The organism is Pseudomonas sp. 2995-3 (assembly GCF_002742565.1).
In the GTDB taxonomy this organism is placed as follows: Bacteria; Pseudomonadota; Gammaproteobacteria; order Pseudomonadales; family Pseudomonadaceae; genus Aquipseudomonas; species Aquipseudomonas edaphica.
Genome location: NZ_LJSB01000172.1, coordinates 1 through 26,240, shown reverse-complemented (window position 1 = coordinate 26,240; position 26,240 = coordinate 1). Strand labels below are relative to the sequence as shown.

Here is a 26,240-nt window from a genome sequence, read left to right as displayed (position 1 = left end):
ATATATACAGTCAGACTGTATATATCCAGAGCATCAGTGAGCGCTGTCCGGTGACATCCGCAGGGCATTGATCTATTGCTGCCAGTCGCAGGCCCAAGGTCACGCGCTCGCGGGCGGACCTTGAACAAGCCAACGGAATCAGACGCGAACACTTGGCCGAAGGGCCGCAATATCGGCCCACAATGTTCCAGCCGGTGTCACTCCTTGGTCAGATCAACCAACGGCGTCTGCCGCACTTCAGTCTCCCGCCCATCCTGAATCTCGCTCACCTGCTTCAAGGCCTTATCCACCGCTGCCTTGTCCGCTAACAAGCTGTAGCTGATGCGGAACTGCTTGTGTTCCTTGGGCCCAATTGTCGGTACCAGGTTCAGTGGCCGCTGGTAACGGCGGTTGTAGGAAAAACTTGTCCCCGGCTCCAACCCCGTGACATAGCCCTGGCCTTGGGTATCGGTGTTTTTCCACAGGGAAAACACCGGCAGTGTCTGGGTATTGAAGCCGACCGAAACGCCCAGGCTGCCGGCCTTGTTATGCAACACGGTCAACGTATCGCCCTTGGCATCGGCATACGGCACCACGTTGTACACCGTTTCGTCGTAGTCCTTGGTCGGTGCGCGGTAGGTTTGCCAGTCGGGCAGATCGCCCTTGGCCTTGTCGTTGAACGGCGACACCTGTTTCACCGGCGCGACGAAACGAGCGCCCTGCTCCAGGAACGGGGTGCTGAAGTTGCTGTGATACAGCGCCTGGTATTCCTTCGGATAGTCGCCGTTGTTGGTCAGGGTGTCATTGAGGGCGAACACGACGCTGCCGGGTTCGGTGACCAGTTCGGTCGCGACCGAGAAGTCGACCTTCTTGAACGCCTGCTCTTTCAATTCGCCGCGCAGGGTGATGGCGTACGGTGGTTTTTCATCGATATGCAGCGTGACTTTGTTCGCAGGAATGTTGGCGGCCCGACCGTGCAGGGTCAGAAGTTCGCCGTTGTCGACGCCGGGGTGGCCGACCCATTCGTATCCGCAGCGGGCGACCAGTTCATTGAAACCTTCCAACCAGCCCAGACCACCGCGGCCATTGAGTTCGATGAAGGACGGATTGACCACTTCCTTGACCGGGGAATCCCAGCCCATGCGCACACTGCCGACCGAGGCCTGCAAGACGTTCATGCCGCGAGTCGGCACTACCGAGAGTTTCATGGTGCCGTTATCAATGTCGACGATGCTGACGCCCTCCTGGCGACCGCCGTGCAAGGTACGCAGGGTAACGCTGAAGGGCTTGTCGGTTTTTATCCCGAGTTGCTGGCTGGTGATCTGCCAGCTCTGGGCGGCTTTGTCGGTGTCGAGCAGAACGTAATCCCAGGCCATGGCGTGGGAGGCAGCGGACAGTGCGCTGAGGGCAACGAAGAGTTTGAGCGGGGTCATGGCGGCAGCCTTTCTTGGAGTTGTGCCATTTTTATAAACTTGATGAAACGTTTCAGCAAGCTAAAAATAGGGTTAACGCCGACGAGGTTGGCTGCGTGCAGTGGGCGTAAGGCAAAAAGCGGTAATGTCGCTGATAGCCGCTTGCAGACCTTCTTTACAGTCAGCAATCGGCCAATAGCAGACAGATCGTTCTACAGCCTCGGCGCTTTGTATCAGCCAGCAGAGCACTAGCGCAGAGAGGAAAAATACTGAGTAGGCGGTTTACCCAGTGCTTTCTTGAACATAGTGATGAATGCATTAACAGAGTCATATCCCAGGATGCCCGCCACACGTTGCACGGATACCCCCTCCGCCAAATGACTCAGTGCGATCATCAAATGCAATTGTTGACGCCAGCGTCCGAAGCTCAGCCCGGTCGTGCTTTCTACAAGCCTGGCCAGCGTTCGCTCACTGGTTGCAAGCCGAGTGGCCCACTCGCGCAACGTGGTTCGGTCGCCTGGATCGGAGAAGAGCATATCCGCGATTTGTTTGATCTTGGGGTGGTCTGATATCGGCAAATGCAGCTCTTTCAGCGGAGCATCGGAAAGCTGCTCAAGCAGCACTGCAACCAGCCGCGCTGTCTTGCCCTCGGAATCGTAAGCAGGTTCCTGTTCAGCGAGATGCAGGATCATCTCCCGAACAAGGGGCGTAATGGCAACCGTGCAGCATTCTTCAGGCATGGCTGCCGCACCGGGCTCAACGAACAGAAAGCAGGTCCGGGCGTTTTCGGTCACTCGGCAACTGTGCGGCGTGCCGCCCGGGATCCATACGGCGTGCTGGGGAGGGACAAGCCAGAGTGCATTTTGCACCTCACAGCTCACTGCGCCATGCAAAGACAGGATCAGCTGGCCTTTGCGATGATCATGCGGACGGGCACCCGAACCATTGAGGTCAGGCGCAACCTTGAGCGCAATCGCTGCCTGGGCGAAAAGGTCTGAATCGAAATCTTCCGGCGAGGAAACGACATTTTTTGAGCTTGGCATAATTTAGATACCAGGTGTCTTGATATCTATATTAGACGATTCTGAAGTTCTCTACATTTGTCTTCTTTTAAGAGGACAGATAAAGAATATGTCAGATACAAAAAACAAGTGGCATGCCATCGCGCTCGTCGCAGGCATTCTGCTTATCGCCGTGAACCTGCGCGTTCCCTTTACCAGCATCGCGCCCGTTTTGCCGCTGATCCAGAATGATTTTGGCTTGAGCGCCTCAGCTCTAGGCCTGCTTACTTCACTGCCATTACTTGCCTTTGCAGCCTTCTCCCCGCTCAGCGCATCGGTCGCCCGCAGGTTCGGCATCGAGCGCACGCTTTTCGGTGCACTGTTGGTCATTTGAGCGGGCATCCTGCTCCGCTCCGCAGGCAGTGCCTGGGCGTTGTACGCCGGTGCGGTATTGATAGGCACCGGGATCGCCCTGGGCAACGTGCTGCTGCCCGGCCTGATCAAACGCGACTTTTCAACAAAAATGGCGTCCATGACCGGCGCTTACTCCATCACAATGGGCGCAGCAGGCGCTGTCGGTTCAGCTGTGATAATTCCGCTGACCCAATCATGGGAATGGCCGATTGCCCTGAGTTTGTTGGTCGCAGCCCCTCTGTTGGCGATGGTGGTGTGGCTTCCGCAGTTGAAAAAACACGAACACGTAAATCTGTCCGGTCCGAAACAAGCGCCAACCGTGGCCGTCTGGCGTTCGCCGCTGGCATGGCAGGTCACGCTGTTCATGGGGCTGAACGCGATGCCTTTTTATGTCGCCGTCGGCTGGCTGCCGACCATTCTGATGGACCATGGCATATCCCCGGAGCAAGCAGGCACGGTACACGGCACGCTTCAACTGACCACGGCCATTCCCGGCTTGATTCTGGCGGCCACGCTTCGTCGTCTCAAAGACCAGAAACTGGCAGCCGCTACCGTCAGCCTGTTAACCGCCTCATCCCTGATCGGGCTCATTTACGCGCCAGACTACGCCATGTTGTGGGCCGCGGTCCTGGGCTTCGGCTCTGGTGCCAGCATGATGCTCGGCCTGACCTTCATCGGCTTGCGCACAAAAAATGCCGGTGACACGGCGGCACTTTCAGGAATGGCGCAGTGCGTCGGCTACCTGATGGCAGCCGCAGGCCCCTTGCTGCTGGGCCAACTGCACGACTGGACCGGTGGCTGGACAGCACCGCTGCTGATCACAGCCGCAATCTCCGTAGCCGGCGCATTCACCGGCATGCTGGCCGGGCGCAACGTTCAACTTGAATCTGCTGAATCATCGTCGCGAACAAGCCCAGCAATCCAGTCAGCGAATGCGCTCACAGTTGGCGATAAAAAGCGCTGATGCGGGTATAGCAGGTGCACAGGAACCGATGCGGGCTGCCAGTCAGCAAGCACTTCGACCAGTCGCCCTTCTCGCAGATGCTCGCTGACCACATTCTCAGCGAGCTGCACCAGCCCGAAGCCTTCAAGGCACATTTTGATGTAAAGCCCAGTCTCGTTGACGGCCGCTGTGCCGTTCACCGGGACTGAGATTTTTTCGGTACCACGGGCAAAACGCATTTCACCTGCTTGCCTTGCGCGGCCCGAGAAGTAATGGATGGCCCGGTGGTGAGACAAATCTTGCGGATTTTGCGGAGTGCCGTTCTCTTCGAGATAGGCGGCAGACGCACAGGTTACCCAGCGAAACCGACCGAGTGGGCGCGCAACGAGCGTTGAGTCATCGAGCTCGCCTGTACGAATAACGCAATCGACACCCTCTTGAACCAGATCAACCTGCCGATCGTTGACGCCTATCATCAGGTAGATATCTGGGTAGCGCCTGTAGAAGTCTTGCAGGTTTGGCATGACGATGAAGTGTGCAATGCCACCCGGCATATCGACACGCAAACGCCCCTGTGGCCGTTTTACGGAATCCGTCAGGCTGGTCTCTGTGTGTTCGATCAGCTCCAATATTTCCCGGCATTGCGCCAAATATTGTGCGCCCTCAGAGGTCAGGCTGACACGCCGCGTTGTTCTGTTCAGCAGGCGTACCTGCAAGTACTTCTCAAGACTTTTAACGCTGCTGGTAACTGTCGAGGCCGGCAGTGAGAGCGTCTGCGCCGCCTGGATAAAGCTTCCTGCTTCAGCCACACGTACGAAAACCTGCATCGCTTGAATACGGTCCATGACTGTTAGCAACCTCAAAGCAGTGATCGGGGGAAGTCGTTATTATTCGTAAATATTGAATAATAAAAACAGTTTAACCATCTTTTTCCCGCGGTACCGCATTGCGTACATTGCTTCCAACGAAATTTGAAGAGGTGTACAGAAAATGGCTAAATATAACCGCAGCATTGTGCAGGCCCCGGCCGCTCCGGCCGCCCGCACCCTTATCCGCGGCGCCACTGTGCTGAGCATGGATGGCGATATTGGCAATCTGGCGCGCGGCGATATCCTTATCGAAGGCAGCACCATCACGGCCATAGGTGAAAACATCGAGGCTGGCGACGCCGTTGTTATCGAGGCATCCGGTATGATTGCCATGCCTGGCATGGTCGATACGCATCGTCACTCATGGGAGGGCCAACTGCGTCGAATCAATCCGAATGCCGAAACCCTGGAAGACTACTGCAACGCCACGCACTTCTCGTTCGCCAAATACTATCGCCCGGCTGACATGTATATCGGCAACCTGCTGACTGCATTGGGCTGCATCGATGCGGGCATCACGACCGTGGTCGATAACTCGCACAACAGCCGTACCGGCGCGCACTCCGATGCTGCGGTAGAGGCGCTGCTTGATGCTGGTATCCGATCTGTACACGCCTCCGGTGCGCCAGTTTCCGGTGAGTGGGACAAAGCCCACTGGCCCGGCAACCTGGAGCGTCTCCAGGAAAAATACGTCAATAACGGTGACAACCCGCTGCTCTCGCTGGCGGTGATGGCACAGCTTGAACCTGAGCTGTGGGCTGAGGCCAGGCGTCTGGGGCTGCCGATCATCACCGAATTTTTTGGCGGGGACATGGCAGCTGAGTTGGAGGGTTTGCATCGCGAGGGCCTGCTGCGTCCCGATAACATCTTCAACCACTGCACCTCGCTGCCGGACGCCGGCTGGAAAATCCTTAGCGAGGCTGGCGTGCGGGTCAACGTATGCCCGCGTTCAGATGCCCACTACGGCATTGAAGATGGAATGTTCGCCATGCAGTCGGCCCAGCGCCACGGCATCAGCCCGGGGCTGAGTGTCGATAACGAAACCTCCTACAGCGGTGACATGTTCATGGAGATGAGGGTGGCTTTCTACCTGCAGCGCGTCATGGGCATGCATCAGCAGCGCTGCTGCGGCGCAGAACATCATCCGGTGACCCTGCCTGCTCATGGCCTGCTCAAAGCCGCCACTCTCGACGGCGCTGCCTGCGCCGGATTGCAGGAGAAAGTCGGCAGCCTGGCCCCCGGCAAACAGGCCGACTTGATCCTTATAAACACGCAGGACATCAACCTTTACCCGTCAGGCAACGCATTCGGCACCGTGGTACACGCGGCCGAACGCAGCAATGTCGACACAGTCATGATTGGCGGGTGCATCGTCAAACGCGGCGGCAAGGTGCTGGGCGTGGACAGCGCAAGGCTGCGTGCAGCAATCGACGAGTCCCGTGAGCATCTGTTTGCTGCCGCAGGCTACCAGCCCGATATTTTTGCCGAGACATTCATGCCGCTTGAGTCAGCCAAGTAAGGGGGCGCGAGATGAACGCAGCTTACTACCTGCTGGCCATCGCCGCGGGGCTTGGCATTACCCTGCAGACCACGCTGAATGGTCAACTCGCTAAAGGTGTGGGTGGAGATTCCGTAGCGGCGGCGCTGTTCTCATTTACTGCAGGTGCGGTATGCCTGGGCTTCTTTTCATTGATGCGCGGCGGGATAGTGGCCTCACTGGCGGCTATACCTGCCCAGCCCTGGTGGAGCCTGTTGGGCGGTCTGCTGGGTGCCGGTGCCTTGCTTAGTTATGTGGTGCTTGCGCCAAAAATCGGTCTGTCAGCCCTGCTGGGCCTCGCTATCGCAGGTCAGATTATCTCTTCACTGGTTATCGATCATTTCGGATTGATGGGGGCATCGGAAAGGCCGGTGTCTCTCGTCAAGTTGGCCGGGGCGATGGTGATGCTCGCAGGCCTGGCAATCGCCTTGTTCGGTGATAGGTGGTCAGCGCTTTTCTCCAACTGACTGCCTTGTTTGCCCCATCCTGTTTCGTAGGACGCAACCATGTTTAAAACCCTAACCGGCACCACAAGTCTTCTTGGCGAGTGCCCTATCTGGTGTGAAAGAACCGAACGCCTGTTCTGGACCGACATCTCCGGTTGCGAGTTGCGTGCTCTGGACCCCGAAAACGGCGAAGTGCAGCGTTGGTCCCTGCCAGAGCCGCTAGGGTCATTTGCCCTCACGGCAGACGAAGACATATTGCTGATGGGACTGGCATCCTGCCTGGGCTACTACAACCTGAGCACTGGTCGTTTCAGCAAAATCACAGCCACCCCTGGCGTGGCAGGAACCCGGATCAATGATGGCCGCTGCGACCGTATGGGCAACTTTGTGTTTAGCACTATGGATGCCGGTGAGCCGGTGCAAACTATAGGGCGATTTCACCGGTTCAATGCCGCGACGCTCAAGACTGAAACGCTGGACCTTCCCGAAGTGGCGATCCCGAACAGCATCTGTTTTAGCCCGGACGGTTCCACCATGTACTACGCGGACTCCCTGCAAGAATGCATTTTCTGCTGCGATTACCCGTCGCTAGAAAACCAGCGTGTATTCACTACAGTCAACGGTCAGGGTGCTCCAGACGGTTCTTGTATTGATGCGCAGGGCTTTCTCTGGAATGCGGAATGGGGCGGTAGCAGAGTCGTGCGTTACGCGACTGACGGCAAAGTTGACAGCGTGATCGACTCCCCGTGTATTCAGACAACTTGCCCGGTGTTAGCGGGACCTGGTTATAAAACGCTTTACTGCACCAGCGCACGGATAGGGCTGGATAAGCCGGCAGATTTCGATAGCACGCTGATAAAAGCCGAAGCCGTTTTAGCTGCCGGATCCCCTGAAGAGCGATTTACAGGACGACTGCACTGAATATTAGGTTCTAGCCTGTCGCGCCGTTCTGAATGCCAACTTGGTAGACGCGTATGAATGACCGGTTCTGGCCGTTTGCCGCCGTTCACCTTCGATGGATCTAAGCTATTTGCACCAGGTAACGCTAGTAGCCAATCAGGAGATTTCTGCCAGCTATGCACGCAGACCTACTGAGGCTCCCGCTGCAAACGACTGTGCAGGCCGAACGCACTTGACTGCGCTGGCCTGTGAAACTAGCCAGATCTTCCTGACCTAGGGATGGAAAAGTTAATGACTGAGGTTGATACATCCTCTCAGTTGCACCCTGGCTACCCACACCTTATAGTTCGCCCCGTCGCCAGCCTTGGCCAGCGACAGGGTTTCGCAGCCCTAAAAACTATTACCTGTACCGTCAAACTCGACGCAGCCGATTCACAGCTGTCTCTCGTTTTATGGCGGTTGTGCGTGGGAGACCTTCGGGTCTGCCGGGTCTGGTAATAGTCCTCCGGTCTGCGAACCCGCGCACAGCTGCCACCCGTTTGTTTCGCAGCAAAAGGTGGCAATTTTTCTTTTTAAGGACTATTACCATGACTACTCAACACCCGCCCCGCCGCTTCACCCCCATGTCCCAAACCGCAACCGAATACCCTGTCCTGCTCATCGACAGCGACGCCCCGCTCAGCGAGCTCCATGCCTGCGCCAGCGAGCGTCTCAATGCTGCCCTCGCCTACCTGCACCTGATGGCCTGTTCCAATGTGTCCGACTACGCCGAGCATGACGTTAATACCGTCGCCAATACCGCGCGGATCATGATCCAGGACGTGTCGGATGTGTTTACGGTGATGGAGCGGCGCGGTTTTGATGTGCCTGCTGTGAGTTGAGGTGATGTGAGCTGTAAGGAAACCCGCTTTGGCGGGTTTTCTGGTTTTTGGGGCGACTACTGCCTGGCGGTCTTGATGGTCACAACGTTTTTTCTAGGCGGCTCGCCAAACAGGCGCTTGTATTCTCGACTAAGGTACGCGGTGATAGGCGTGATGCTCGATTCACACTCCCCTCTTTTATTGGCGAAAATGGCTGTTGGAAACCCCGGCATCTGTGGCGAGGGAGCTTGCTCCCGCTGGGGCGCGAAGCGGCCCAAAAAATGGGACAGCTACGCAGTCCAACGGGAGCAAGCTCCCTCGCCACAATTACCGGCTATGCCTTAACTGACTGGCATTAGCGCAAGCCCCCTCGCCACAGTGAGCTTGTTTGCCATCACCACAATCTGTGTCAGGCACTGGATGTTTCTTTATGATGTGGCCTTTCGCTTAATGCCCCAGGAAACTCCCATGCCCGCCCTCACCTTCCGCAACGCCCTGCCCGCCGACGCCGCGCGTTGCTTTGAAATCGAAACCAGCGCCTACGAAGGCGATGAAGCGGCGACGCTGGAGAAGATCGCCACGCGTATTGCGCAGTACCCCGAGGGCTTTTTGATTTTGGAGGCGGATGGCGCGGTGGTGGGGTTTATCAATTGTGGCTGCGCCCATCAGGTGGTGATGTCGGATGAGGCGTTCAAGGAGTTGGTGGGGCATGCGGCCGAGGCGCCGAATGTGGTGATCATGTCGGTGGTGGTCGACCCGGCGCAGCAGGGTAAGGGCTATTCCAAACTGCTGATGACTGAGTTTGTGCAGCGCATGCGTGCGATGGGCAAGCAAACGATTCATTTGATGTGCAAGGAGCAGCATGTACCGTTGTATACGCGCATGGGTTACGGCTATGTGCAGCCGTCGCCGTCGGAGCATGGCGGGATGGCGTGGCATGAGATGGTGATGGGCCTTTAGGCCGTTAACTTTCTGGTCGTGTTTATGTAACGGGATTTACGCCCGCCAGCCATCATTGAACGGGCAGCTGTGTTGCAACAGGTAAGAAGCTCGCCTCTATTGCCTTTTCTGATAGCCAAATTGAAACGTCATACGCGGTTTTGAGCCACGGCCTATAGACCGCACCCATCGTTACATGAGCGCAGTCACCAGCAGTTTTGAGCAGTTACATCTGCAAAAAATCACCTTATTGAATGCCTTGGCAGGGCTCTGTAGTTTTCGAAAGGAATCGCCGGATCAGGTTCTGGCGATACTTTTTCTTAAAGATCGCCGAGGTACGTCCATGTTTCCAATCACCCGTACGCCCTACACTCCCCCTTCGCACATCCAACACATGCATGAGGCAGCTCACCGTGCTCCCTTGGATCGCGAGCCCCAGGCCTCGCATACAAGCATGTCCCCAAGGGGCAAGACGGAAAACCAGGCAGATTTCCCGCTGGTCAATTCGAATACCAAACTCTGGGCCAGCCTCGAACACCGAATTGATAACGACACCCCCTTACGCAACAAGATGGATGACACTGCCGGTGACGATGCCGAAGTGTTCGATCCAGAGACACAAACATGGCAGCCTACCCAAGCACTCGGCGGGGGGCTGCACGCCAATCTTGGCGACGCTTACCGCGAAGCCATCGATTTCGAAATCAAGGCCGACAACATGGGCGGCTGGCAGCGAGTGTGAGTCGCTGACGGTGTTAGGCTCCGTGGAGGGTGTTCTAAGCGCTAGACGAACCCGGCCCACACCTTCGGCCGCTCGCAGGAGCTGTGTCTGCTGATGGAAGGCGCACAGGTGGTGGCGCAGAACAAAGGCTTTGATCAGGTGGGTGAACGGCTGATGCACATGGTGCGCCAGCGGCTTTGAGGAGCGAGAACGCATGAGCATGATTGAAATCAGCGACCAACCCAACCCCGACGCCGAGCGCCTGCTGGGCGATGGCCTCGCCGCCTTCAATGAGGCCTTCACCGGCTCCAATGATCGGCGGCCACTGATGGTGTTGCTCAAAGACCCGGACACCCAGCAGATCCTGGGCGGCATCACGGGTAAAACCACCCTGGGCATGGCCTTCCTCGACCTGTTCCACTTGCCCGACGCCCTGCGCGGTTCGGGCCTGGGCAGCCGGTTGCTGCAGGCCTTCGAAGACGAGGCGCGGCGCCGGGGCTGCCAGCATGCGGTGCTGTACACCCTGAGTTTTCAGGCACCGGGGTTTTACGAGAAACAGGGGTGGGTGCGGTTGGGTGAAATACCCTGCCAGCCCGAAGGCAGCAGCCGGGTGTTTTTGTCCAAGCAGCTTTGAAGCTGACGACTCCGGCGCTCTGTGCAATGATCGCAACTCGCCTCAAGGGATGGAGCCACCGCCATGTCGCTGAACACCCCGCCTCACCTCGCGCACGCGCCACGCTTCTGGCGTGACGAGCGCTTGCCGTTCATTGAGGCACGCACCATCGCCGACGGGCGCAAGGTCACTTACACCCGTCACGCCCACGAGCATTTTTCCATCGGCGCCATCACCCGCGGGCGCAGTTATTACCACTATGGCGCGCAGACCTTCGAGATCAGCGCCGGCACGGTGGTGTTGATGAACCCCGGTGATGTGCACGCGTGCAACCCGATCCACGACCAGCATTGGTCGTATCACATGATTTACCTCGACACACCGTGGCTGACGGACCTGCAATACCAGCTGGGTTTCAGTACCGAGCAGGGTTATCGGCCGTTCAATACGCCGCATACCCGCGACACGGTGTTGTATAACGGCCTGATCGAGCTGTACGGCATTCTGTTGGATGAGCAGGCCGAGTTGCTGCAGAAAGAGAGTGCGCTGGTGAGTTATTTCACCGAGGTGCAGCAGCGCCTGAACCCGTCTTTGACGCCGCTGCGTGAGGTCAACCACAAGCTGGAGCGCGCCGCCGAGTACATCCGTGCGCACTGCACCGAAGCGTTGAAGCTGGAGGATATTTGCCTGGCGGCCGAGCTGTCGCCGTCGTATTTGATTCGTGCGTTCAAGCAGTATTACGGGCTCACGCCCCATGCGTTTCTGGTCAACCGGCGCATTCAGTTTGCCCGCACGCAATTGCGCAATGGCGAGCTGATCGCCGATGTAGCCCTGGCCGCCGGGTTTGCCGACCAGGCGCATTTTCAGCGCACCTTCAAACTGCATTTCGCCGCTACGCCGGGCCAGTACCGCGACTTGCTCAAGCCATCAGCAAATAACCCACACTGGCCACCAGCAACGCGGCCATTGAGCGGTTGAACAGCCGCACGCCTTGCGGGTTGCTCAGGTAGCGCCGCAAAAACGTGCCGGCGTAGGCCCAGCACGCCACCGACAGGTAGCAGATCACCAGGTACAGCGCCGCAAACAGCCACACTTGGCGCGCATCGCCATCGGCCACGAACAAGCCCATGCCCGCCACACAGGCCAGCCAGGCTTTGGGGTTGAGCCATTGCATGATCGCGCCGTAGAGCATCGATGGCGCGGTGGCAGTGCCTTCGGCGTCGAGTCGGCCATCGTCGACCGCGAGTTTCCAGGCCATGTACAGCAAAAAGGCGACCCCGCCCCACTGGATCAACTGGGTGAGGATCGGCCAGCGCACCAGCACTTCATGCAGGCCCAGGCCGATCAGCACCAGCAGCAAGGTGAAGCCCACGGCGGCGCCGACTACGTGTTTCTGGCTGGCGGCAAAGCCAAAGCGCGCGCCGGAGCTGAGCGCCACCACATTGACCGGGCCGGGGGTGATGGAAGTGGCCAAAGCGAAGGCGGCCATGGAGATGATCAAGCTCATTGCAGTTCCTTTTGGTGATGCCGAGTGACGATGACTTCACGGTAAAGGGCTGAGCTGCGGTGGTATTGAAGAAAATGCCCCTGAGGTCTTGGAGGCTTTGCCTGAGAGCGTTTCAGGTCGCCATGTTCCCTTTGTGGCGAGCCTGCTCGCCACAACAAGCCTGTTTTCCATAACAAGCCTGTTTGCCACAACAGCCTGCTCGCCACAATGGCCCAGTCGTTATGCCGCTGGCATCTGGGTGATGATGTCTTCCAGGCCCAGCACCCGGCCGTCTTCGGACACGATCTCAACCTTGCGCAGCGGCTTGAGCAAGCGCGCATCCAGCAAGTGGGTGCTGCCATCGGCCGGCTGCGTGAAGGTTTCGCCCCATTGCGCCAGGGTTACCAGTACCGGCATCAGCGCGCGGCCTTTGTCGGTGAGTTGATATTCGCTGCGCGCGCCCACTTCACTGGTTTGCAACAGGCCTTGTTCGACCATGTCCTTGAGGCGCGTGGCGAGGATGTTTTTCGCTACGCCCAGGCGTTTTTGAAAGTCGCCAAAGCGCGTCACCCCGGCGTAGGCGTCGCGGATGATCAACAGCGTCCACCAATCCCCCACCACGTCGAGCGCGCGGGCGACCGGGCAGCAGTCGCCTTCCAGGCATTTGCGTTTCATCGTCGGGCCTCCGGGCATGCATAAATATTAGGTTGCATTATAGGACCAACAGGCTCAAGATAAAAACGGTTTCATTATTAAACCTAATTCGTTGCCTGGAGTGCATCATGGATATTCGTGGAAAAGTGGTGTTGGTTACCGGTGCCAATCGTGGCCTGGGCAAAGCGTTTGTCACCGCGCTGCTGGCAGCGGGTGCGGCCAAGGTGTATGCCGGTGCACGTGACCCGGCCAGTGTGGATATCCCCGGCAGCACGCCGATTGCCCTGGACATTACCGACCCGGCCAGCGTGCAGCGCGCCGCCGAGCAGTGCGGCGATGTCAGCGTGTTGATCAACAACGCGGGCTGGCTCAAGTACGGCTCGTTGCTGGCCGAAGACAGCATCGAGAACCTGCAGCAGCACTTTGAGGTGAACACCTTCGGCACCTTGCGCCTGAGCCGCGCTTTTGCACCGATCCTGGCCCGGCACGGCGGTGGCGCGTTGATCAATATCCTCTCGGTACTGAGCTGGCTGAGCCCTCCCGGCTCCGGCGGCTACAGCACCTCCAAGTCGGCGCAGTGGGGTCTTACCAATGGCCTGCGTGGTGAATTGCGCGAGCAGAACACCTTGGTGATCGGCGTACACCCGGCCTATATCGACACTGACATGGTGGCGGATGTGCAGGCGCCAAAAAGCACCCCGCAGGAAGTGGTGGCCATTACCCTCAAGGCATTAAGTGAGGACCGCGAAGAAGCGCTGATCACCGACATGACCCACGCGGTAAAAGCTTCGCTGTCCACCGACAGCCCGGTGTATTTGAGTCATTGAGCAACCAGCAGTGCGCGCCGAACCCGGTGCGCACCTTCCAACTGAAACAACTCAGTCTGAATGTGGGAGCGGGCTTGCTCGCGAATGCGTAGTGTCAGTCGATGCATAGGCGACTGACCCACCGTATTCGCGAGCAAGCCCGCTCCCACATTTAGATCGCGTTATATCCCGAAGATATGGCGTTACGGCCTCACAACCCGCGGTTACGCAGCCATTGCAAAAAGCCTTTCTTGACCGGCACCACCGGCGCGTCCTGGGTCAGGGCTTGCGCGGCGTGCACACGGAAATCCAGCAGTGCCTTCATCGCTTCGCTGATGTCGTGGCGCGCGTCCAGGCAGGGTTTGAGGTATTCATTCTCGATGCGGTACAGCGTGCAGAAGGTCTTGGCGGTGAAGTCCGCCAGCGCCGCTTGATCGGACAAAATCCCCGACTCGCCAATCACCTCGCCCGGCCCCATGCGCCCGGCTTCGAACGTGTGGCCATCCTTGATCAACATCACCGAGACCACGCCGGACTCGACGATAAACAAATGGTCGCTGACCTCCCCCGCCGGCAGGATCATCTCGCCGGCACGGTAGGTGTGCAGGGTCATGTTCTGGCTGAAGGTGTCTTTTTCCTCTTGGCGCAACGTGGAGAAAATCGACGAACGCTCCAGCAATGCCCGTGCGTGGGACATCACCGGCGGCGCGCTGCTTTCAGTGGCCGACAGCAGGCCCACGCCCGCTGCTTGCAGGTGGCGGAACGCCAGGTCGTAAAGCTGGTTACGCACTTCGCGCTTTTGGCCCATGGCCGGCACAAACCCGCTGATCTCGTATTCCACGCCGCCACTGGCTGAAGCCTTGAACGCCACGCTGGGCGCGGGCTTGGTCAACAATGGCCGGCAGCCTTGCATCGCGCGCTCCAGCGCTTCGATCACGGTTTGCGGGCGCGCATGCGGGCTGACTTGCAGGCTGACCGCCAGGCCGAACATGTCCGCCGGGCGTGAGAAGTTGATGATCTTGGCCTTGGCCGCCAGGGAGTTGGGGATCACCGCCATGCTGCCCTGGGAGGTTTGCAGGCGTGTGGCACGCCAGTCGATGTCAGTGACGCGCCCTTCGGTGCCGTCGATGGAGATCCAGTCATCCACCTGATACGGCTTGGTGGTGTTGAGCACGATCCCGGAAAACACGTCGCTCAAGGTGCTTTGCAGCGCCAGGCCGACGATGATCGCCACCGCGCCGGAGGTAGCGAGCACGCCCTTGACCGGCAAGTCGAGCACATAGGCCATGGCGGCGATGATCGCGATCAGGAAGATCACTGCGCCCAGCAGGTCTTGCAGCAAGCGCCCGCCGTGCCCGACGCGATTCATCATGACCGTGCCGAGCAATACCGTGAGGGTGCGCGCTGCGAACAGCCACCAGCCGATCTGCAACGCCGTGGCCGCCAGGTGCAAGGCGGTGTTGTCGCCATAGGGCGCAAGCTGCATGGGGTTCATGCCGTCGTTGAACAGCACGGCGCTGAACACCGCAAAGATCGCCAGGCGCGCCGCCAGCTTCCAGTTGGCGAGGTTGGCGGAAATAAGCCGCCACACAGCGATGTCGATAAAGATCAGCGCCACGGCGCACAGCATCGGGTGATCAGCGATAAATGAGGGCATCCAGGCGACTCCAGGGTGTATGGCGAGAAGATCGCATGAATCGGCAATACTGAATAACAAAATGTGGGAACAGGCTTTGTGTGGGAGCTGGCTTGCCTGCGATGCGGACACCTCGGTATGACTGATAAACCGAGGTGATGCCATCGCAGGCAAGCCAGCTCCCACACTAACCCGCTCCACACATGGGGTATGTGGCAACCCTTGGGTCTTGCGCTTACTTGGCGCCAGTCAGCGCGTTATAGCTGGTAAACAAGTTGCGATAGTCCGGGATATGGTTGGCAAACAAGGTGCCCAGGCCTTCGATATCGTTGCGCCAGTCGCGGTGCAGCTCACAGGCCAGGCCGAACCAGGTCATCAGTTGCGCGCCGTTGGCCGACATTCGGTCCCAGGCCGAATCGCGGGTGATTTCGTTGAAGGTGCCGGATGCGTCCGTCACCACGAACACCTCAAACCCTTCAGCCAGAGCCGACAACGCAGGGAACGCCACGCAAACCTCGGTTACCACACCGGCTATGATCAGTTGTTTCTTGCCGGTGGCCTTGACCGCCTTGACGAAATCTTCGTTGTCCCAGGCATTGATCTGGCCAGGGCGCGCAATGTACGGCGCGTCCGGGAACAGTGTCTTCAGCTCCGGTACCAGTGGGCCGTTGGGGCCGGTTTCGAAGCTGGTGGTGAGGATGGTTGGCAGCTTGAAGTACTTGGCCAGGTCAGCCAGGGCCAGCACGTTGTTCTTGAACTTGTCCGGTTCGATATCTCGCACCAGAGACAGCAGGCCAGCCTGATGATCAACCAGCAGAACGGCGGCGTTGTCCTTGTCCAGACGTTTGTAGGGAGTAGTCATGAGTGCTTCCTCTTTTCCATGGGCGACAGCCATCCTTGGCCGGTAAACCGGCCTGGCTATCTGGGTTGGGTGTTGCGGGGGTGAATCAGTGATGCATCTGGCCGAACTGGCCTGATTGGAAGTCAGCAAAAGCCTGGTGGATCTCTTGCTCGGTGTTCATCACGAACGGGCCGTGGCCGACGATAGGCTCGTCGATGGGTTCGCCGCTGAGCAGCAGGAACATCGCATCGTTGTTCGACTCCAGGGCGAGTTGGTCGCCGTCGCGTTCGAACAACGCCAGTTGCCCTTCGCGCACCAGTTCCTGGCCATTGACCTGCACCGTGCCTTTGAGCACTACCAGCGCGGTGTTGCGCCCGGCGTGCAGGTCGAGGGTCACAGACTTACCGGCATTGAGGCGCACATCCCACACGTCGATCGGCGTGAAGGTGCGGGCCGGGCCTTGTTTACCGGCAAACTCACCGGCAATCAGGCGCAAGCTGCCGGCGTTGTCGGCCAGCGGTAATGACGGGATATCGCCGTCGAGGATGGTCTGGTAGCCGGCATCGGTCATTTTGTCCTTGGCCGGCAGGTTGACCCACAACTGCACCATTTCCAGCGCGCCGCCCTTTTGGGCAAACGCTGCGGAGTGGAACTCCTCATGCAGGATGCCTTTGGCCGCCGTCATCCATTGCACATCGCCTGGGCCGATGGTGCCGCCAGCGCCGGTGGAATCGCGGTGCTCGACTTCGCCCTTGTAGACGATGGTCACGGTTTCAAAGCCGCGATGCGGGTGCTGGCCGACGCCACGACGTGCTTGGGTCGGGGTGAAATCGGCCGGCCCGGCGTGGTCCAGCAACAGGAACGGGCTGATGTGCTTGCCCATGGTGTCGTAGGAAAACAGCGTGCGAACCGGAAAGCCGTCGCCTACCCAATGGCTGCGTGGGCTGGTGTAGATACCGATGATATTTTTCATGGCGTTTCTCCAAAGGCGTGAAAGCAGTGCATGTACACAGCTTAAATCCGCTACCTTTACCGCGCTAGACGGCAAAAATAACCCTTAGCGTTCTATTTGGAGAACGATAGTGGAAGACCTCAACACCCTCTATTACTTCACCCAAGTGGTCGAGCACCGTGGTTTTGCCGCCGCGGGCCGCGCGCTGGACATGCCTAAATCGAAGCTCAGCCGGCGTATCAGCGAGCTCGAAGAGCGCCTGGGTGTGCGCCTGATCAACCGCACCAGCCGGCATTGTTCGCTCACCGAAATCGGCCAGGTCTATTACCAGCGCTGCCTGGCCATGCGGGTGGAGGCCGAAGCCGCTGCCGAAGTGATCGAGCGCAACCGTTCCGAGCCCCAGGGCATTGTGCGTTTGAGCTGCCCCACCGCCCTGCTCAACTCCTGGGTCGGGCCGATGCTGACCCGCTATATGCTCAAGTACCCGCTGGTGGAGTTGCACCTGGAGAGCACCAACCGGCGCGTGGATGTGATTCACGAAGGCTTCGACATCGCCCTGCGCATTCGCTTTCCGCCCTTGGAAGACACCGATCTGGTGATGAAGGTGCTTGGCAACAGCACGCAGTGCCTGGTGGGCAGCCCGGCGTTGGTGTCGCGCCTGTCCAACCCGCCGTTGCCGGGGGATTTGAATGGGTTGCCGAGCGTGTATTGGGGCTCGGCGCAGCGTGAGTACCAGTGGGAATTGTTTGGCGAGAACGGCGCCAGCGCGGTGATCCGGCATTTCCCACGGATGATCACCGATGACCTGTTGGCGTTGCGCCACGCGGTGTGTGCCGGGGTGGGTATTGCGCACCTGCCGAGTGTGGTGGTGCGCGAGGACATTGCTGCCGGGCGCCTGGTCAACTTGATCCCGGGTTGGTCGCCAAGGACCGGGATCGTGCACGCGATTTTCCCTTCGCGCCGTGGGCTGTTGCCGTCGGTGCGCACCCTGATTGATTTTCTCGGCGAGGAATTCGCGCACAGCGACATGGCCTGACCGCTGATCGTTCCCACGCTCCGCGTGGGAATGCATCCAGTGACGCTCTGCGTCACGACTGCCAGAGCGGGACGCGGAGCGTCCGGGGCGGCATTCCCACGCAGAGCGTGGGAACGATCAAGCCGCGGCCAGCAGCGCTTGGCGCTGGCGCAGCAGGTGGAACGCCACAAACGCCGAAACCGCAAAGCTCGCCTGGATCATGATCATCGGCGTGGCACTGCCATCACGCAGATGGCTCAGCAACAGGCCACTGCACGTCGCGCCAAACATCTGCGAAAAGCCCATCAACCCCGCCGCCAACCCCGCACGATGGGCGTTGGGCATCACCCCGCCCGTGACAGAGCCCGGCAACACCAGGCCGCCGCCGAGGGTGACCAACGCCACCGGAATATCCAGGCCCAGCGCCGACAGGCCGAACAGCTCGTAAATCACCACCGCTAGAATCCCGCCGATGGCGACCAGCGTCACGCCCATCGACACAATGCGTTGCGGCCCCAGGCGCAGGATATTGCGCCGGGTGTAGGTAGAGCCAACGATCAGCATCGACACGATCAGGCCAAAATTAAGCCCGTACTCAAGGCTGCTGAACCCCAGCAGGTTGATAAATACCGCCGATGAACCCGCGATCACCGCGAACATCGCGCCGTAGGTACAGGCCAACGCCACCGCGTACGCCCGATACTGGCGGCCCTTGAGCAGATCCAGGTATTGGCCGCCGAGGGTGCGCCAATGCCCGGCCTTGGGGTCCAGAAAGTGATTGCTCTCGCGAAAGAACAGCAGCGCCAACACCAGCACCACGCTGCCGATCACCAGCGCCAGCACGATCGGCGCCTGCCAGCCCAGCAGCTTGATCAGCAGGCCACCGATCATCGGCGCCACGACGATGGCGTAGAGCATGCCGATCATGGTCAACGCCAGCGCCGGCCCCGCTTCGGCCTTCCACACATCACGCACCACCGTGCGCGCCAGCACCAGCGCGGCGCAGGCGCCCAGGCCTTGCAGCACGCGGGCGGCAATGAACTGTTGAATGTCGCTGACCAGCAGCATCGACAGGGTCGCCAGCACATACAGCGCCAGGCCGCCAAGTAGCACGGGGCGACGGCCGATGCGGTCCGACAGCGGCCCGAACAGCAATTGCCCAAGGCCAAATGCAGCCACAAATGCCGACAACGCCATCAACGCCGAACCCGCTGGCGCCGCCAGTGCCTGCTCGATGGCGCCCAGGCCGGGGATGAGCAATTGGGTCGAGACTTCACCGAGTGCGGTGAGCGCCATCAGTAAAAACAACAGGCTTCGTGAGGGGGCCGGGGCGTTCGACATAAGGAATATCCGGGGGCTGGATTAATTTATATTTCGACCATAATATGAGAAAAAAATTATGTCCATAATTTTTTATCCATTGGCCACCCCTGGAGCCCGTCATGCACCCTCTTCCCCTGCGTCTTCTCACGCCCCTGGCCCTGTTGATTATCCTCAGCGGCTGCAACAGCAAGGCCGACACCGCTGCTGAAGTGCCGCTGCCGCGTCCCGTTCTGGCCGCCAAGGTAGAGGCCGCCGGCACCCAGCAAAGCGCCTACACCGGCGTGGTCGCGGCGCGCACCGAAAGCGATTTGGGCTTCCGGGTCAGCGGCAAAGTCATCGAACGCAAGATCGACCCCGGCCAGCACGTCGCCCGTGGTGACACCTTGCTGGTGCTGGACATCGGCGACTTCGAACTGGCCCTGCGCTCGGCCAAAAACCGCGTCAACGCTGCCCAGGCGCAATTGCGCCAGCGCCGTGATGACGAAAACCGTTACCAGCGCCTGGCCAGCACCGGCGCCGTGTCGCGGCAGATCTTCGACCAGTCGGCGACCAACCTGCGCGTGGCCGAAGCCGAACTGGCCGCGGCGCAATCGGATGCCAGCCAGATCGAAAACCGCCGCACTTACTCGGTGCTCAAGGCCGACGGCGACGGCATCATCACCGATGTGCGCGTGGATCGCGGCCAAGTGGTCGCCGAAGGCCAGATCGTGGCGCGCCTGGCCCACGACGGCGCCCGCGAAGCCATCGTCAACCTGCCGGAAAACCAGCGCGACCAAGCCGCGCAAAAAGCCCTGGCCTTCCCGTTCGGCGCACAGGACCAGGCCGTGACAGCCACCCTGCGCGAGCTGTCGGCCAGCGCCGACCCCACCACCCGCACCTACCGCGCACGCTACGTGCTGCATGGCGCCGTCGACCGTTTTGCCCTCGGCTCCACCATCACCGTACGCCTGCAAGGCAATGGCCAGGCCCAGCAAACCCGCGTGCCCATCGGCGCGTTGCAGGATGCGGGGCAAGGCACCGGCGTGTGGGTGATTGGCGCGGACGACAAGGTCAGCTTCGCCCCCGTCAACGTCGCCAGCCTCGGCCAGGAAGACGCGCTGCTCGACAGTGGCGTAACGCCCGGCCAGATCGTCGTCGCTCTTGGCGCGCACTTGCTGCACAGCGGCGACACCGTGCGCCTGCTGCCGGCCCAGGCACTGGCCCTCAACCGTAAACAGGACCACTGAGCATGCGCGGCATCAACCTCTCCGAACTGGCGGTAAAGCACCGCGCCGTCACGCTGTTTCTGATCATTGCGATCCTCGCCGCCGGGATCTTCTCGTTCGGCAAGCTGGGGCGCGCTGAAGACCCGTCGTTTACCGTCAAGGTCATGACCATCACCGCCGCCTGGCCCGGCGCCACCGCCCAGGAGATGCAGGAGCAAGTCGCCGACCGCCTGGAAAAACGCCTGCAGGAACTGGACTACTACGACCGCGTCGAGACCATCGCCCAGCCGGGTTTTGTGTCGATGCGCATGACCTACAAGGAATCCACGCGCCCCAGTGAGATCCAGGACCTGTTCTACCAGACCCGCAAAAAGCTCAGCGACGAAGCGGCGAAACTGCCCAAAGGAGTGATCGGGCCGTTCTTCAATGACGAATATTCCGATGTGTATTTCGCCCTGTATGCGCTGGAAGCCGAGCACCTGCCCCATCGCCAGCAAGTGCAGATGGCCGAAGACTTGCGCCAGGGCTTGCTCAACCTGCCGGGCGTGAAGAAGGTCAATATCCTCGGCGAGCAGGCGCAGCGGATATTTGTCGAGTTCTCTTATGAGCGCCTGGCCACGCTGGGCATCAAGCCGGACCAGATCTTCGCCGCCCTCGCCGCGCAAAACGCGGTGGCGCCGTCGGGGTTTGTCGAAACCGCCGGCGCGCGTGCCTATATTCGCATCGACGGCGCCTTCGACAGCCTGGCGCTGATCGAAAACGTACCGCTGGAAGTCAACGGCCGCGTACTGCGCATTGCCGATGTGGCGACCGTGAGCCGTGGTTATGAAGACCCGCCCAGCTATCGCATCCGCCATCAGGGCGACCCGGCGCTGATGCTTGGCGTGATCATGGAGAAGCACTGGAACGGCCTGGAACTGGACAAAAGCCTCAAGGCCCAGGAAGCCAGAATCCAGGCGGACCTGCCGCTGGGCGTGAACTTCGCCAAGGTCTCCGACCAGGCGAAAAACATCAGCCTGGCGGTGAATGAGTTCATGCTCAAATTCTTCGTCGCCCTGGCCGTAGTGATGGTAATCAGCCTGTTGGCCCTGGGCTTTCGCGTCGGGCTGGTGGTGGCCGCCGCGGTGCCGCTGACCTTGTCGGTGGTGTTTGTGATCATGCTGCTCACCGGGCGTGAATTTGACCGCATTACCTTGGGCGCGCTGATTATTTCCCTGGGTTTGCTGGTGGACGATGCGATCATCGCCATCGAGATGATGGTGGTAAAACTCGAAGAAGGGTTTGACCGGATTCACGCCGCCACGTTTGCCTGGAGTTCCACTGCGGCGCCGATGCTCACCGGCACCTTGGTGACCATCATCGGCTTTCTGCCGGTGGGTTTTGCCCGCTCCGGCGCCGGCGAATATGCCGGCAATATCTTCTGGATCGTCGGCTTTGCGCTGATCTCGTCCTGGCTGGTGGCCGTGGTGTTCACGCCGTACCTGGGCGTGAAGTTGCTGCCGCAGATCAAACCGGTGCCAGGCGGTCATGACGCGATTTACGCCGGCCGTTATTACCAGAAACTGCGCAGCCTGGTCGAAGCCTGTGTGCGCCAACGCTGGCTGGTCACTGGCCTGGTGGTCGGTGCCTTTGTACTGTGCGTGCTGGGCATGGGCGTGGTGAAGAAGCAGTTTTTCCCCAACTCCGACCGTTCCGAGCTGATCCTTGAGGTGTACATGCCGCCCGGCAGCGCCTTCAAAAGCACCGAAGCGGTGGCGGCGCAGCTGGAAAAAGCCTTGCTGCAAGAACCGCAAACCAGCCTGGTCGACACCTATGTGGGCGGCGGTGCGCCACGCTTTTTCCTGTCGCTGAACCCCGAACTGCCCGACCCGGCGTTTGCCAAACTGATTGTGCAAACCCCGGACTCCCATGCCCGTGACGCATTGAAAGTGCGCATGCGTGAACGCATTGCCGCCGGTGAATTCCCGGCAGCGCGGGTGCGCGTCACGCAATTGCTGTTTGGCCCGCCGGTGCCGTTCCCGGTGGTGTTTCGTGTGTCCGGGCCGAACCTGGATGTGCTGCGCGGGGTGTCCGAAGACGTGCGCCGCGTCGTGGCGGCCAACACGCTGACCAGGGACGCTTTCCTCGACTGGGGCGAACGCACCAGCGGTTATCGGCTGGTGCTGGACCAGGACCGCCTGCGCCTGCTGGGCTTCACGCCCAACGAGGTCAAATCCCAGCTCAACGCCTTGCTCAGCGGCAACCCGATCACCGAAGTGCGCGAAGGCAACCGCACCGTGTCGGTGGTCGCGCGTGCCCAGGGCAACCAGCGCGAGAACCTCGGCAACCTCAACAACATGACCCTCACCAACAGCGCCGGCACCTCGGTGCCGCTGGCCCAGGTCGGGCACTTCCAGGCGGTGATGGAAGAGCCGATCCTCAAGCGGCGCAACCGTGCAAGCACCGTGGAAGTGCGCGCCGACATCATCGACGGCGTGCAACCGCCCGACGTGGAAATGGCCGTATACAAAGACCTGCAACCCTTGATCGCCAAGCTGCCCGCCGGTTACCAGATCGAGATCGGCGGCCCAGTGGAAGAAAGCGCCAAGGCCAACGTGGCGCTGGCGGCACTGTTCCCGATCATGATTTTGCTGACCCTCACGGTGATCATGTTCCAGGTGCGCTCGTTTGGCGTGATGTTCATGGTCTTCGCCACGGCGCCGCTGGGCTTGATTGGCGCAGTGCCGACCTTGCTGCTGTTCAACCAGCCGTTCGGGTTTAATGCGATTCTGGGCCTGATCGGGATTGGCGGCATTCTGATGCGCAACACGCTGATCTTTACCGACCAGATCCGCCAGAACCAGGACCATGGCATGGCAGTGCGCGAGGCGATTATCGAAGCCACCGTGCGCCGGGCGCGGCCGGTGATCCTGACCGCATTGGCGGCGGCGCTGGCGTTTATTCCGTTGACGCTGTCGGTGTTCTGGTCGTCCCTGGCCTACGTGCTGATTGGCGGGGTGCTGGTAGGCACCGTGTTGACGCTGTTGTTCCTGCCGGCGCTGTGCAGCCTGGTGCTTGGGCGGGAGCGCACGAAGGCCGTTGAAACTTCCCACGTAACCACCGGATAAGCTCTACAGAGTTGTCCTGAAAATCTCTGCAAAGTCCTTCGCCTGATCACACAGTGCGAGGGATTGCAGATGGTTTTTCCGACTTATAGGGTTGTCTTTTGATCGCCGCCACCGGCCAGACCATTGGCCTGCTGGTGCTGGCGGCCATGGATTCAAAAACGCGGGACGTTGAGTCCGTTCTCGGCGATTTCAGACGCTGCCTCAATACCTACGATGCCTGGGCGGAAAGCTTTTTCAGCTTTTCAGCGCTGGACGTCGAACAGGTGTTCAAGGTCGGCAACGAAGTGGCGCTGGTGGCGCCGATCAACCGCTCGATCATTCCCAGCACCACCGTCGCCACCTGCCAGGCCAGCGGCACGTTGACCCTGGTGCATATGTTCCAGAGCACGCGCTTTGTGCCCATCGGCAATACGCCGGTGGTGCTGCAACGCGTAGACCCCAATGGCGGCCCACTGGGCGAGCCGATCCGCAAAACTATTGGCCCCAGCGGCATTCTCGAAATCACCGAATGTGATCGCAACCAGCAGTACCGGGTCAACTTTTACCCCGACGTTTCGCCTGCGTATTTCAAGGCGTTGTATGCCTCCTATCAGTCGGTCATCGAACCGCTGGAAGGCTGGCTGCGCAGCGAGTGGAGCGGCACATTTGCGCCACTGTGGCAGGACTACTCCGAGGCCAATGTCCTCAAGCGTTATCTCATGCTGGACCAGGCTTACGCCAAAGGGTTTGGCCAGGCGCTGTACTCACTATGGGACAGCCTCAAGCAGCTATTTGAGTGGCTTGCACACCCGTTGGATAACGCTGAAAAGCTGCTGAGTTATCTGTCCCAGGCCGAGTTTGAACAGCTGCTGAATGCCAGCGCCGAGGCGCTTGAAAAAGGCCTGTTGGTGCTCAGCGATGAGCCGCTGCTGTTTATCTACCTGTCGGCCATGGTCAGTTGGATGCGGTTGTTGCCGCCTGCCTACATGAACGAGTTGCTGGGTGAGATCAGCGCCGACGTGCTGATTAACCTGGTGCTGGCCCTGGCCACGGGCGGTATGGGGATTGCGATACGCATGAGCGCCCAGGTGCTGGGCGGCATCAAGTCTCGGCGCGCGCGCCGGTGGTTGGAGCAACTGGCCGGGCAATTCGGTAAATCTCGCTTGGGTGAGCATGTCGAGGCGGCCAAGCCGATCTTGCTGGGCAGTGCCCCGACGCCGATCAAGACCGTGCCGGTTGCGCCGTTGAAGGCTGGGGACCAGTTGGTTGCCAACCCGGTGCCGGCGGTGCGCAGCAAGACGCAGCAGACCGCGTTGGTGCGCCAGGAACCTGTGGATGATGTGCCGGCTTCGGGCAAGAATCTGAATGGCGATGCGGCGGCACCTGCGGACAAAACCGTCACCCACGGTTGCCCGGTGTCGATGGTCACCGGCGAGGAATTGCTGACCCTCACCGATGGCACGTTGGATGGGGTCTTGCCGTTTGAGTGGACACGGCTGTATCGCACCAGTGCGGTGGAAGTGGATGGCGGGTTGGGGTTTGGCTGGAGCCATTCGCTGGCGCAGCGGCTTTCTGTTTCCGGTGATTCGGTGGTGTGGACGGATCATGAGAATCGTCGTACCGAGTTTGTGCTGCCCTCCGCTGCTCGACCGGCGATTACCAATAGCTTGGCTGAAGCGGCGATCTACTTGGGCGATTTGCCCGATGAACTGGTGCTGGCCCAGGCGTCGCGGTTCTACCACTTTCAAGAGGGTGTGCTGACAGCCATCAGCGATGCATATGACAACCGGTTGCGGGTTTTCCGCGATCGTTTGGGGCGGGTTGAGCGGCTGGACAATGGTGTAGGTCGCTCGCTGTTTCTGCGTTATGAATTTGGCCGCATTGTGGCGGTGGACTATCAGGTTCATCGGGCCAAAGGGCATGAGCCGTTTGAATGGGTGACGGAGCAGAAGGTTGTTTCCTACGCCTATGACGACCTTGGCCGACTGGTTTCTGCGACCAATGCTGTAGGCGAAAGCGAGGTTTATCGGTACGACGAGCAGCACGTCATTCTTGAGCGTGGGTTGGCCGGTGGGGCGAGCTTCTTTTGGGAATGGGAACGGGCGGGTAAGGCCTCCCGATGTGTTCGGCACTGGGCCAGCTTTTCGCAGATGGATACGCGGTATGCCTGGGGTGACGACGGCCGTGTCACGGTGCATAACGCTGATGGCAGCCGGGAAGTGTATGTCCACGATGACCGTGCGCGGCTGGTGCAGCGCATTGATCCGGACGGTGCTGAGCACTTCAAGTCTTATGACGACAAGGGCCGGCTGACGGTCGAGCAGGACCCGCTTGGGGCGGTGACGGCGTATCAGTACGACGACGCCGGACGCTTGGTGGCGCTGTTTCCGGGGGACGATGAGCCGACGTCCTACGAGCATGACAACGGTTTCGTGCGGGTTGTACGCCGTGGTGAGGCCGTTTGGAAGTATGAGCGTAACGATCAGGGCGACGTCATTCGCAAGACCGATCCTGACGGCAATATTACGGACTACAGCTACAACAAATATGGGCAGCTGACGGGGGTTTGGTTTCCCGATAACAGTTGCCATCGGCTGGTCTG

At 59.9% G+C, this 26,240-nt stretch carries 22 protein-coding genes and 2 pseudogenes; 15 read left to right on the top strand and 9 right to left on the bottom strand.

The window, feature by feature from the left end:
• Window positions 1-77: 77 nt before the first annotated feature.
• A pseudogene (locus AOA62_RS32455) lies at window positions 78-182 on the top strand (Mg chelatase-like protein); the annotation flags it as partial.
• A gap of 15 nt (window positions 183-197) precedes the next feature.
• On the opposite strand, the gene AOA62_RS11860 reads toward AOA62_RS32455, so the two are convergent.
• Window positions 198-1,412: an aldose 1-epimerase family protein gene (locus AOA62_RS11860; protein ID WP_099548732.1), complete on the bottom strand. Its 1,215-nt coding sequence runs from the start codon at window positions 1,410-1,412 to the stop codon at window positions 198-200.
• A 227-nt stretch (window positions 1,413-1,639) separates the two neighbouring features.
• Window positions 1,640-2,434, bottom strand: a complete 795-nt coding sequence (locus tag AOA62_RS11855; protein WP_099548731.1) for a helix-turn-helix domain-containing protein — start codon at window positions 2,432-2,434, stop codon at window positions 1,640-1,642.
• An 88-nt stretch (window positions 2,435-2,522) separates the two neighbouring features.
• Here AOA62_RS11855 and AOA62_RS11850 point away from each other — a divergent pair.
• Window positions 2,523-3,770 (top strand): annotated as a pseudogene (locus tag AOA62_RS11850) (MFS transporter).
• Here AOA62_RS11850 and AOA62_RS11845 read toward each other — a convergent pair.
• Window positions 3,683-4,594 (bottom strand): LysR family transcriptional regulator, encoded by a 912-nt coding sequence (locus AOA62_RS11845; RefSeq protein WP_099548730.1) that lies wholly within the window; start codon window positions 4,592-4,594, stop codon window positions 3,683-3,685. The pseudogene AOA62_RS11850 and the gene AOA62_RS11845 overlap by 88 nt on opposite strands.
• Before the next feature lie 145 nt (window positions 4,595-4,739).
• On the opposite strand from AOA62_RS11845, the gene AOA62_RS11840 reads away from it, so the two are divergent.
• From AOA62_RS11840 to AOA62_RS11795, 8 genes are all read left to right on the top strand, one after another.
• On the top strand, window positions 4,740-6,137 hold the full coding sequence (locus tag AOA62_RS11840) for an amidohydrolase family protein (RefSeq protein ID WP_099548729.1): 1,398 nt from the start codon (window positions 4,740-4,742) through the stop codon (window positions 6,135-6,137).
• Window positions 6,138-6,148: 11 nt separating this feature from the next.
• On the top strand, window positions 6,149-6,622 hold the full coding sequence (locus AOA62_RS11835) for a DMT family transporter (protein WP_099548728.1): 474 nt from the start codon (window positions 6,149-6,151) through the stop codon (window positions 6,620-6,622).
• Between the two features lie 39 nt (window positions 6,623-6,661).
• Window positions 6,662-7,522, top strand: coding sequence for an SMP-30/gluconolactonase/LRE family protein (locus AOA62_RS11830; protein ID WP_099548727.1), 861 nt, complete (start codon window positions 6,662-6,664; stop codon window positions 7,520-7,522).
• 566 nt (window positions 7,523-8,088) lie between these two features.
• Window positions 8,089-8,382: a hypothetical protein gene (locus tag AOA62_RS11825; protein ID WP_056859523.1), complete on the top strand. Its 294-nt coding sequence runs from the start codon at window positions 8,089-8,091 to the stop codon at window positions 8,380-8,382.
• Between the two features lie 447 nt (window positions 8,383-8,829).
• Window positions 8,830-9,321 carry a GNAT family N-acetyltransferase gene (locus AOA62_RS11815; RefSeq protein WP_017139679.1) on the top strand — a complete coding sequence of 164 codons (492 nt, stop codon included), beginning with the start codon at window positions 8,830-8,832 and terminating at the stop codon, window positions 9,319-9,321.
• A 175-nt stretch (window positions 9,322-9,496) separates the two neighbouring features.
• On the top strand, window positions 9,497-10,042 hold the full coding sequence (locus tag AOA62_RS31420) for a hypothetical protein (RefSeq protein WP_143521812.1): 546 nt from the start codon (window positions 9,497-9,499) through the stop codon (window positions 10,040-10,042).
• 193 nt (window positions 10,043-10,235) lie between these two features.
• A complete protein-coding gene (locus AOA62_RS11800) occupies window positions 10,236-10,655 on the top strand; it encodes a GNAT family N-acetyltransferase (RefSeq protein ID WP_099548725.1) in 420 nt (139 codons plus the stop codon).
• Between the two features lie 63 nt (window positions 10,656-10,718).
• Complete coding sequence (locus AOA62_RS11795) at window positions 10,719-11,612, top strand: AraC family ligand binding domain-containing protein (RefSeq protein WP_017139682.1); 894 nt, start codon at window positions 10,719-10,721, stop codon at window positions 11,610-11,612.
• On the opposite strand, the gene AOA62_RS11790 is transcribed toward AOA62_RS11795, so the two are convergent.
• Both AOA62_RS11790 and AOA62_RS11785 read right to left on the bottom strand, forming a co-directional pair.
• Complete coding sequence (locus tag AOA62_RS11790; protein WP_017139683.1) at window positions 11,554-12,141, bottom strand: LysE family translocator; 588 nt, start codon at window positions 12,139-12,141, stop codon at window positions 11,554-11,556. The genes AOA62_RS11795 and AOA62_RS11790 overlap by 59 nt on opposite strands.
• Window positions 12,142-12,360: 219 nt before the next feature.
• On the bottom strand, window positions 12,361-12,795 hold the full coding sequence (locus AOA62_RS11785; protein ID WP_017139684.1) for a helix-turn-helix domain-containing protein: 435 nt from the start codon (window positions 12,793-12,795) through the stop codon (window positions 12,361-12,363).
• Between the two features lie 107 nt (window positions 12,796-12,902).
• Between AOA62_RS11785 and AOA62_RS11780 the strand changes: the two genes are divergently transcribed.
• Window positions 12,903-13,601 (top strand): SDR family oxidoreductase, encoded by a 699-nt coding sequence (locus AOA62_RS11780; protein ID WP_099548724.1) that lies wholly within the window; start codon window positions 12,903-12,905, stop codon window positions 13,599-13,601.
• Window positions 13,602-13,791: 190 nt separating this feature from the next.
• Here the strand turns inward: AOA62_RS11780 and AOA62_RS11775 are convergent, their stop codons facing one another.
• The 3 genes from AOA62_RS11775 to AOA62_RS11765 form a co-directional block, all read right to left on the bottom strand.
• Window positions 13,792-15,237, bottom strand: a complete 1,446-nt coding sequence (locus AOA62_RS11775) for a mechanosensitive ion channel domain-containing protein (RefSeq protein ID WP_099548723.1) — start codon at window positions 15,235-15,237, stop codon at window positions 13,792-13,794.
• A gap of 214 nt (window positions 15,238-15,451) precedes the next feature.
• A complete protein-coding gene (gene ycaC, locus AOA62_RS11770; protein ID WP_017139687.1) occupies window positions 15,452-16,078 on the bottom strand; it encodes an isochorismate family cysteine hydrolase YcaC in 627 nt (208 codons plus the stop codon).
• Between the two features lie 85 nt (window positions 16,079-16,163).
• Entirely contained in the window at window positions 16,164-17,030 is an 867-nt protein-coding gene (locus tag AOA62_RS11765) for a pirin family protein (RefSeq protein ID WP_017139688.1), read from the bottom strand.
• A 106-nt stretch (window positions 17,031-17,136) separates the two neighbouring features.
• Between AOA62_RS11765 and AOA62_RS11760 the strand changes: the two genes are divergently transcribed.
• A complete protein-coding gene (locus AOA62_RS11760) occupies window positions 17,137-18,045 on the top strand; it encodes a LysR family transcriptional regulator (RefSeq protein ID WP_026013891.1) in 909 nt (302 codons plus the stop codon).
• 117 nt (window positions 18,046-18,162) lie between these two features.
• Here the strand turns inward: AOA62_RS11760 and AOA62_RS11755 are convergent, their stop codons facing one another.
• Window positions 18,163-19,365: a multidrug effflux MFS transporter gene (locus tag AOA62_RS11755; RefSeq protein WP_099548722.1), complete on the bottom strand. Its 1,203-nt coding sequence runs from the start codon at window positions 19,363-19,365 to the stop codon at window positions 18,163-18,165.
• Window positions 19,366-19,466: 101 nt separating this feature from the next.
• Here AOA62_RS11755 and AOA62_RS11750 point away from each other — a divergent pair, with 101 nt between their 5' ends.
• From AOA62_RS11750 to AOA62_RS11740, 3 genes are all read left to right on the top strand, one after another.
• Window positions 19,467-20,573, top strand: a complete 1,107-nt coding sequence (locus AOA62_RS11750) for an efflux RND transporter periplasmic adaptor subunit (protein ID WP_099548721.1) — start codon at window positions 19,467-19,469, stop codon at window positions 20,571-20,573.
• 2 nt (window positions 20,574-20,575) lie between these two features.
• Entirely contained in the window at window positions 20,576-23,659 is a 3,084-nt protein-coding gene (locus AOA62_RS11745; protein WP_099548720.1) for an efflux RND transporter permease subunit, read from the top strand.
• A 146-nt stretch (window positions 23,660-23,805) separates the two neighbouring features.
• A partial coding sequence (locus tag AOA62_RS11740) for an RHS repeat domain-containing protein (RefSeq protein WP_143521816.1) occupies window positions 23,806-26,240 on the top strand: 2,435 nt, incomplete at its 3' end.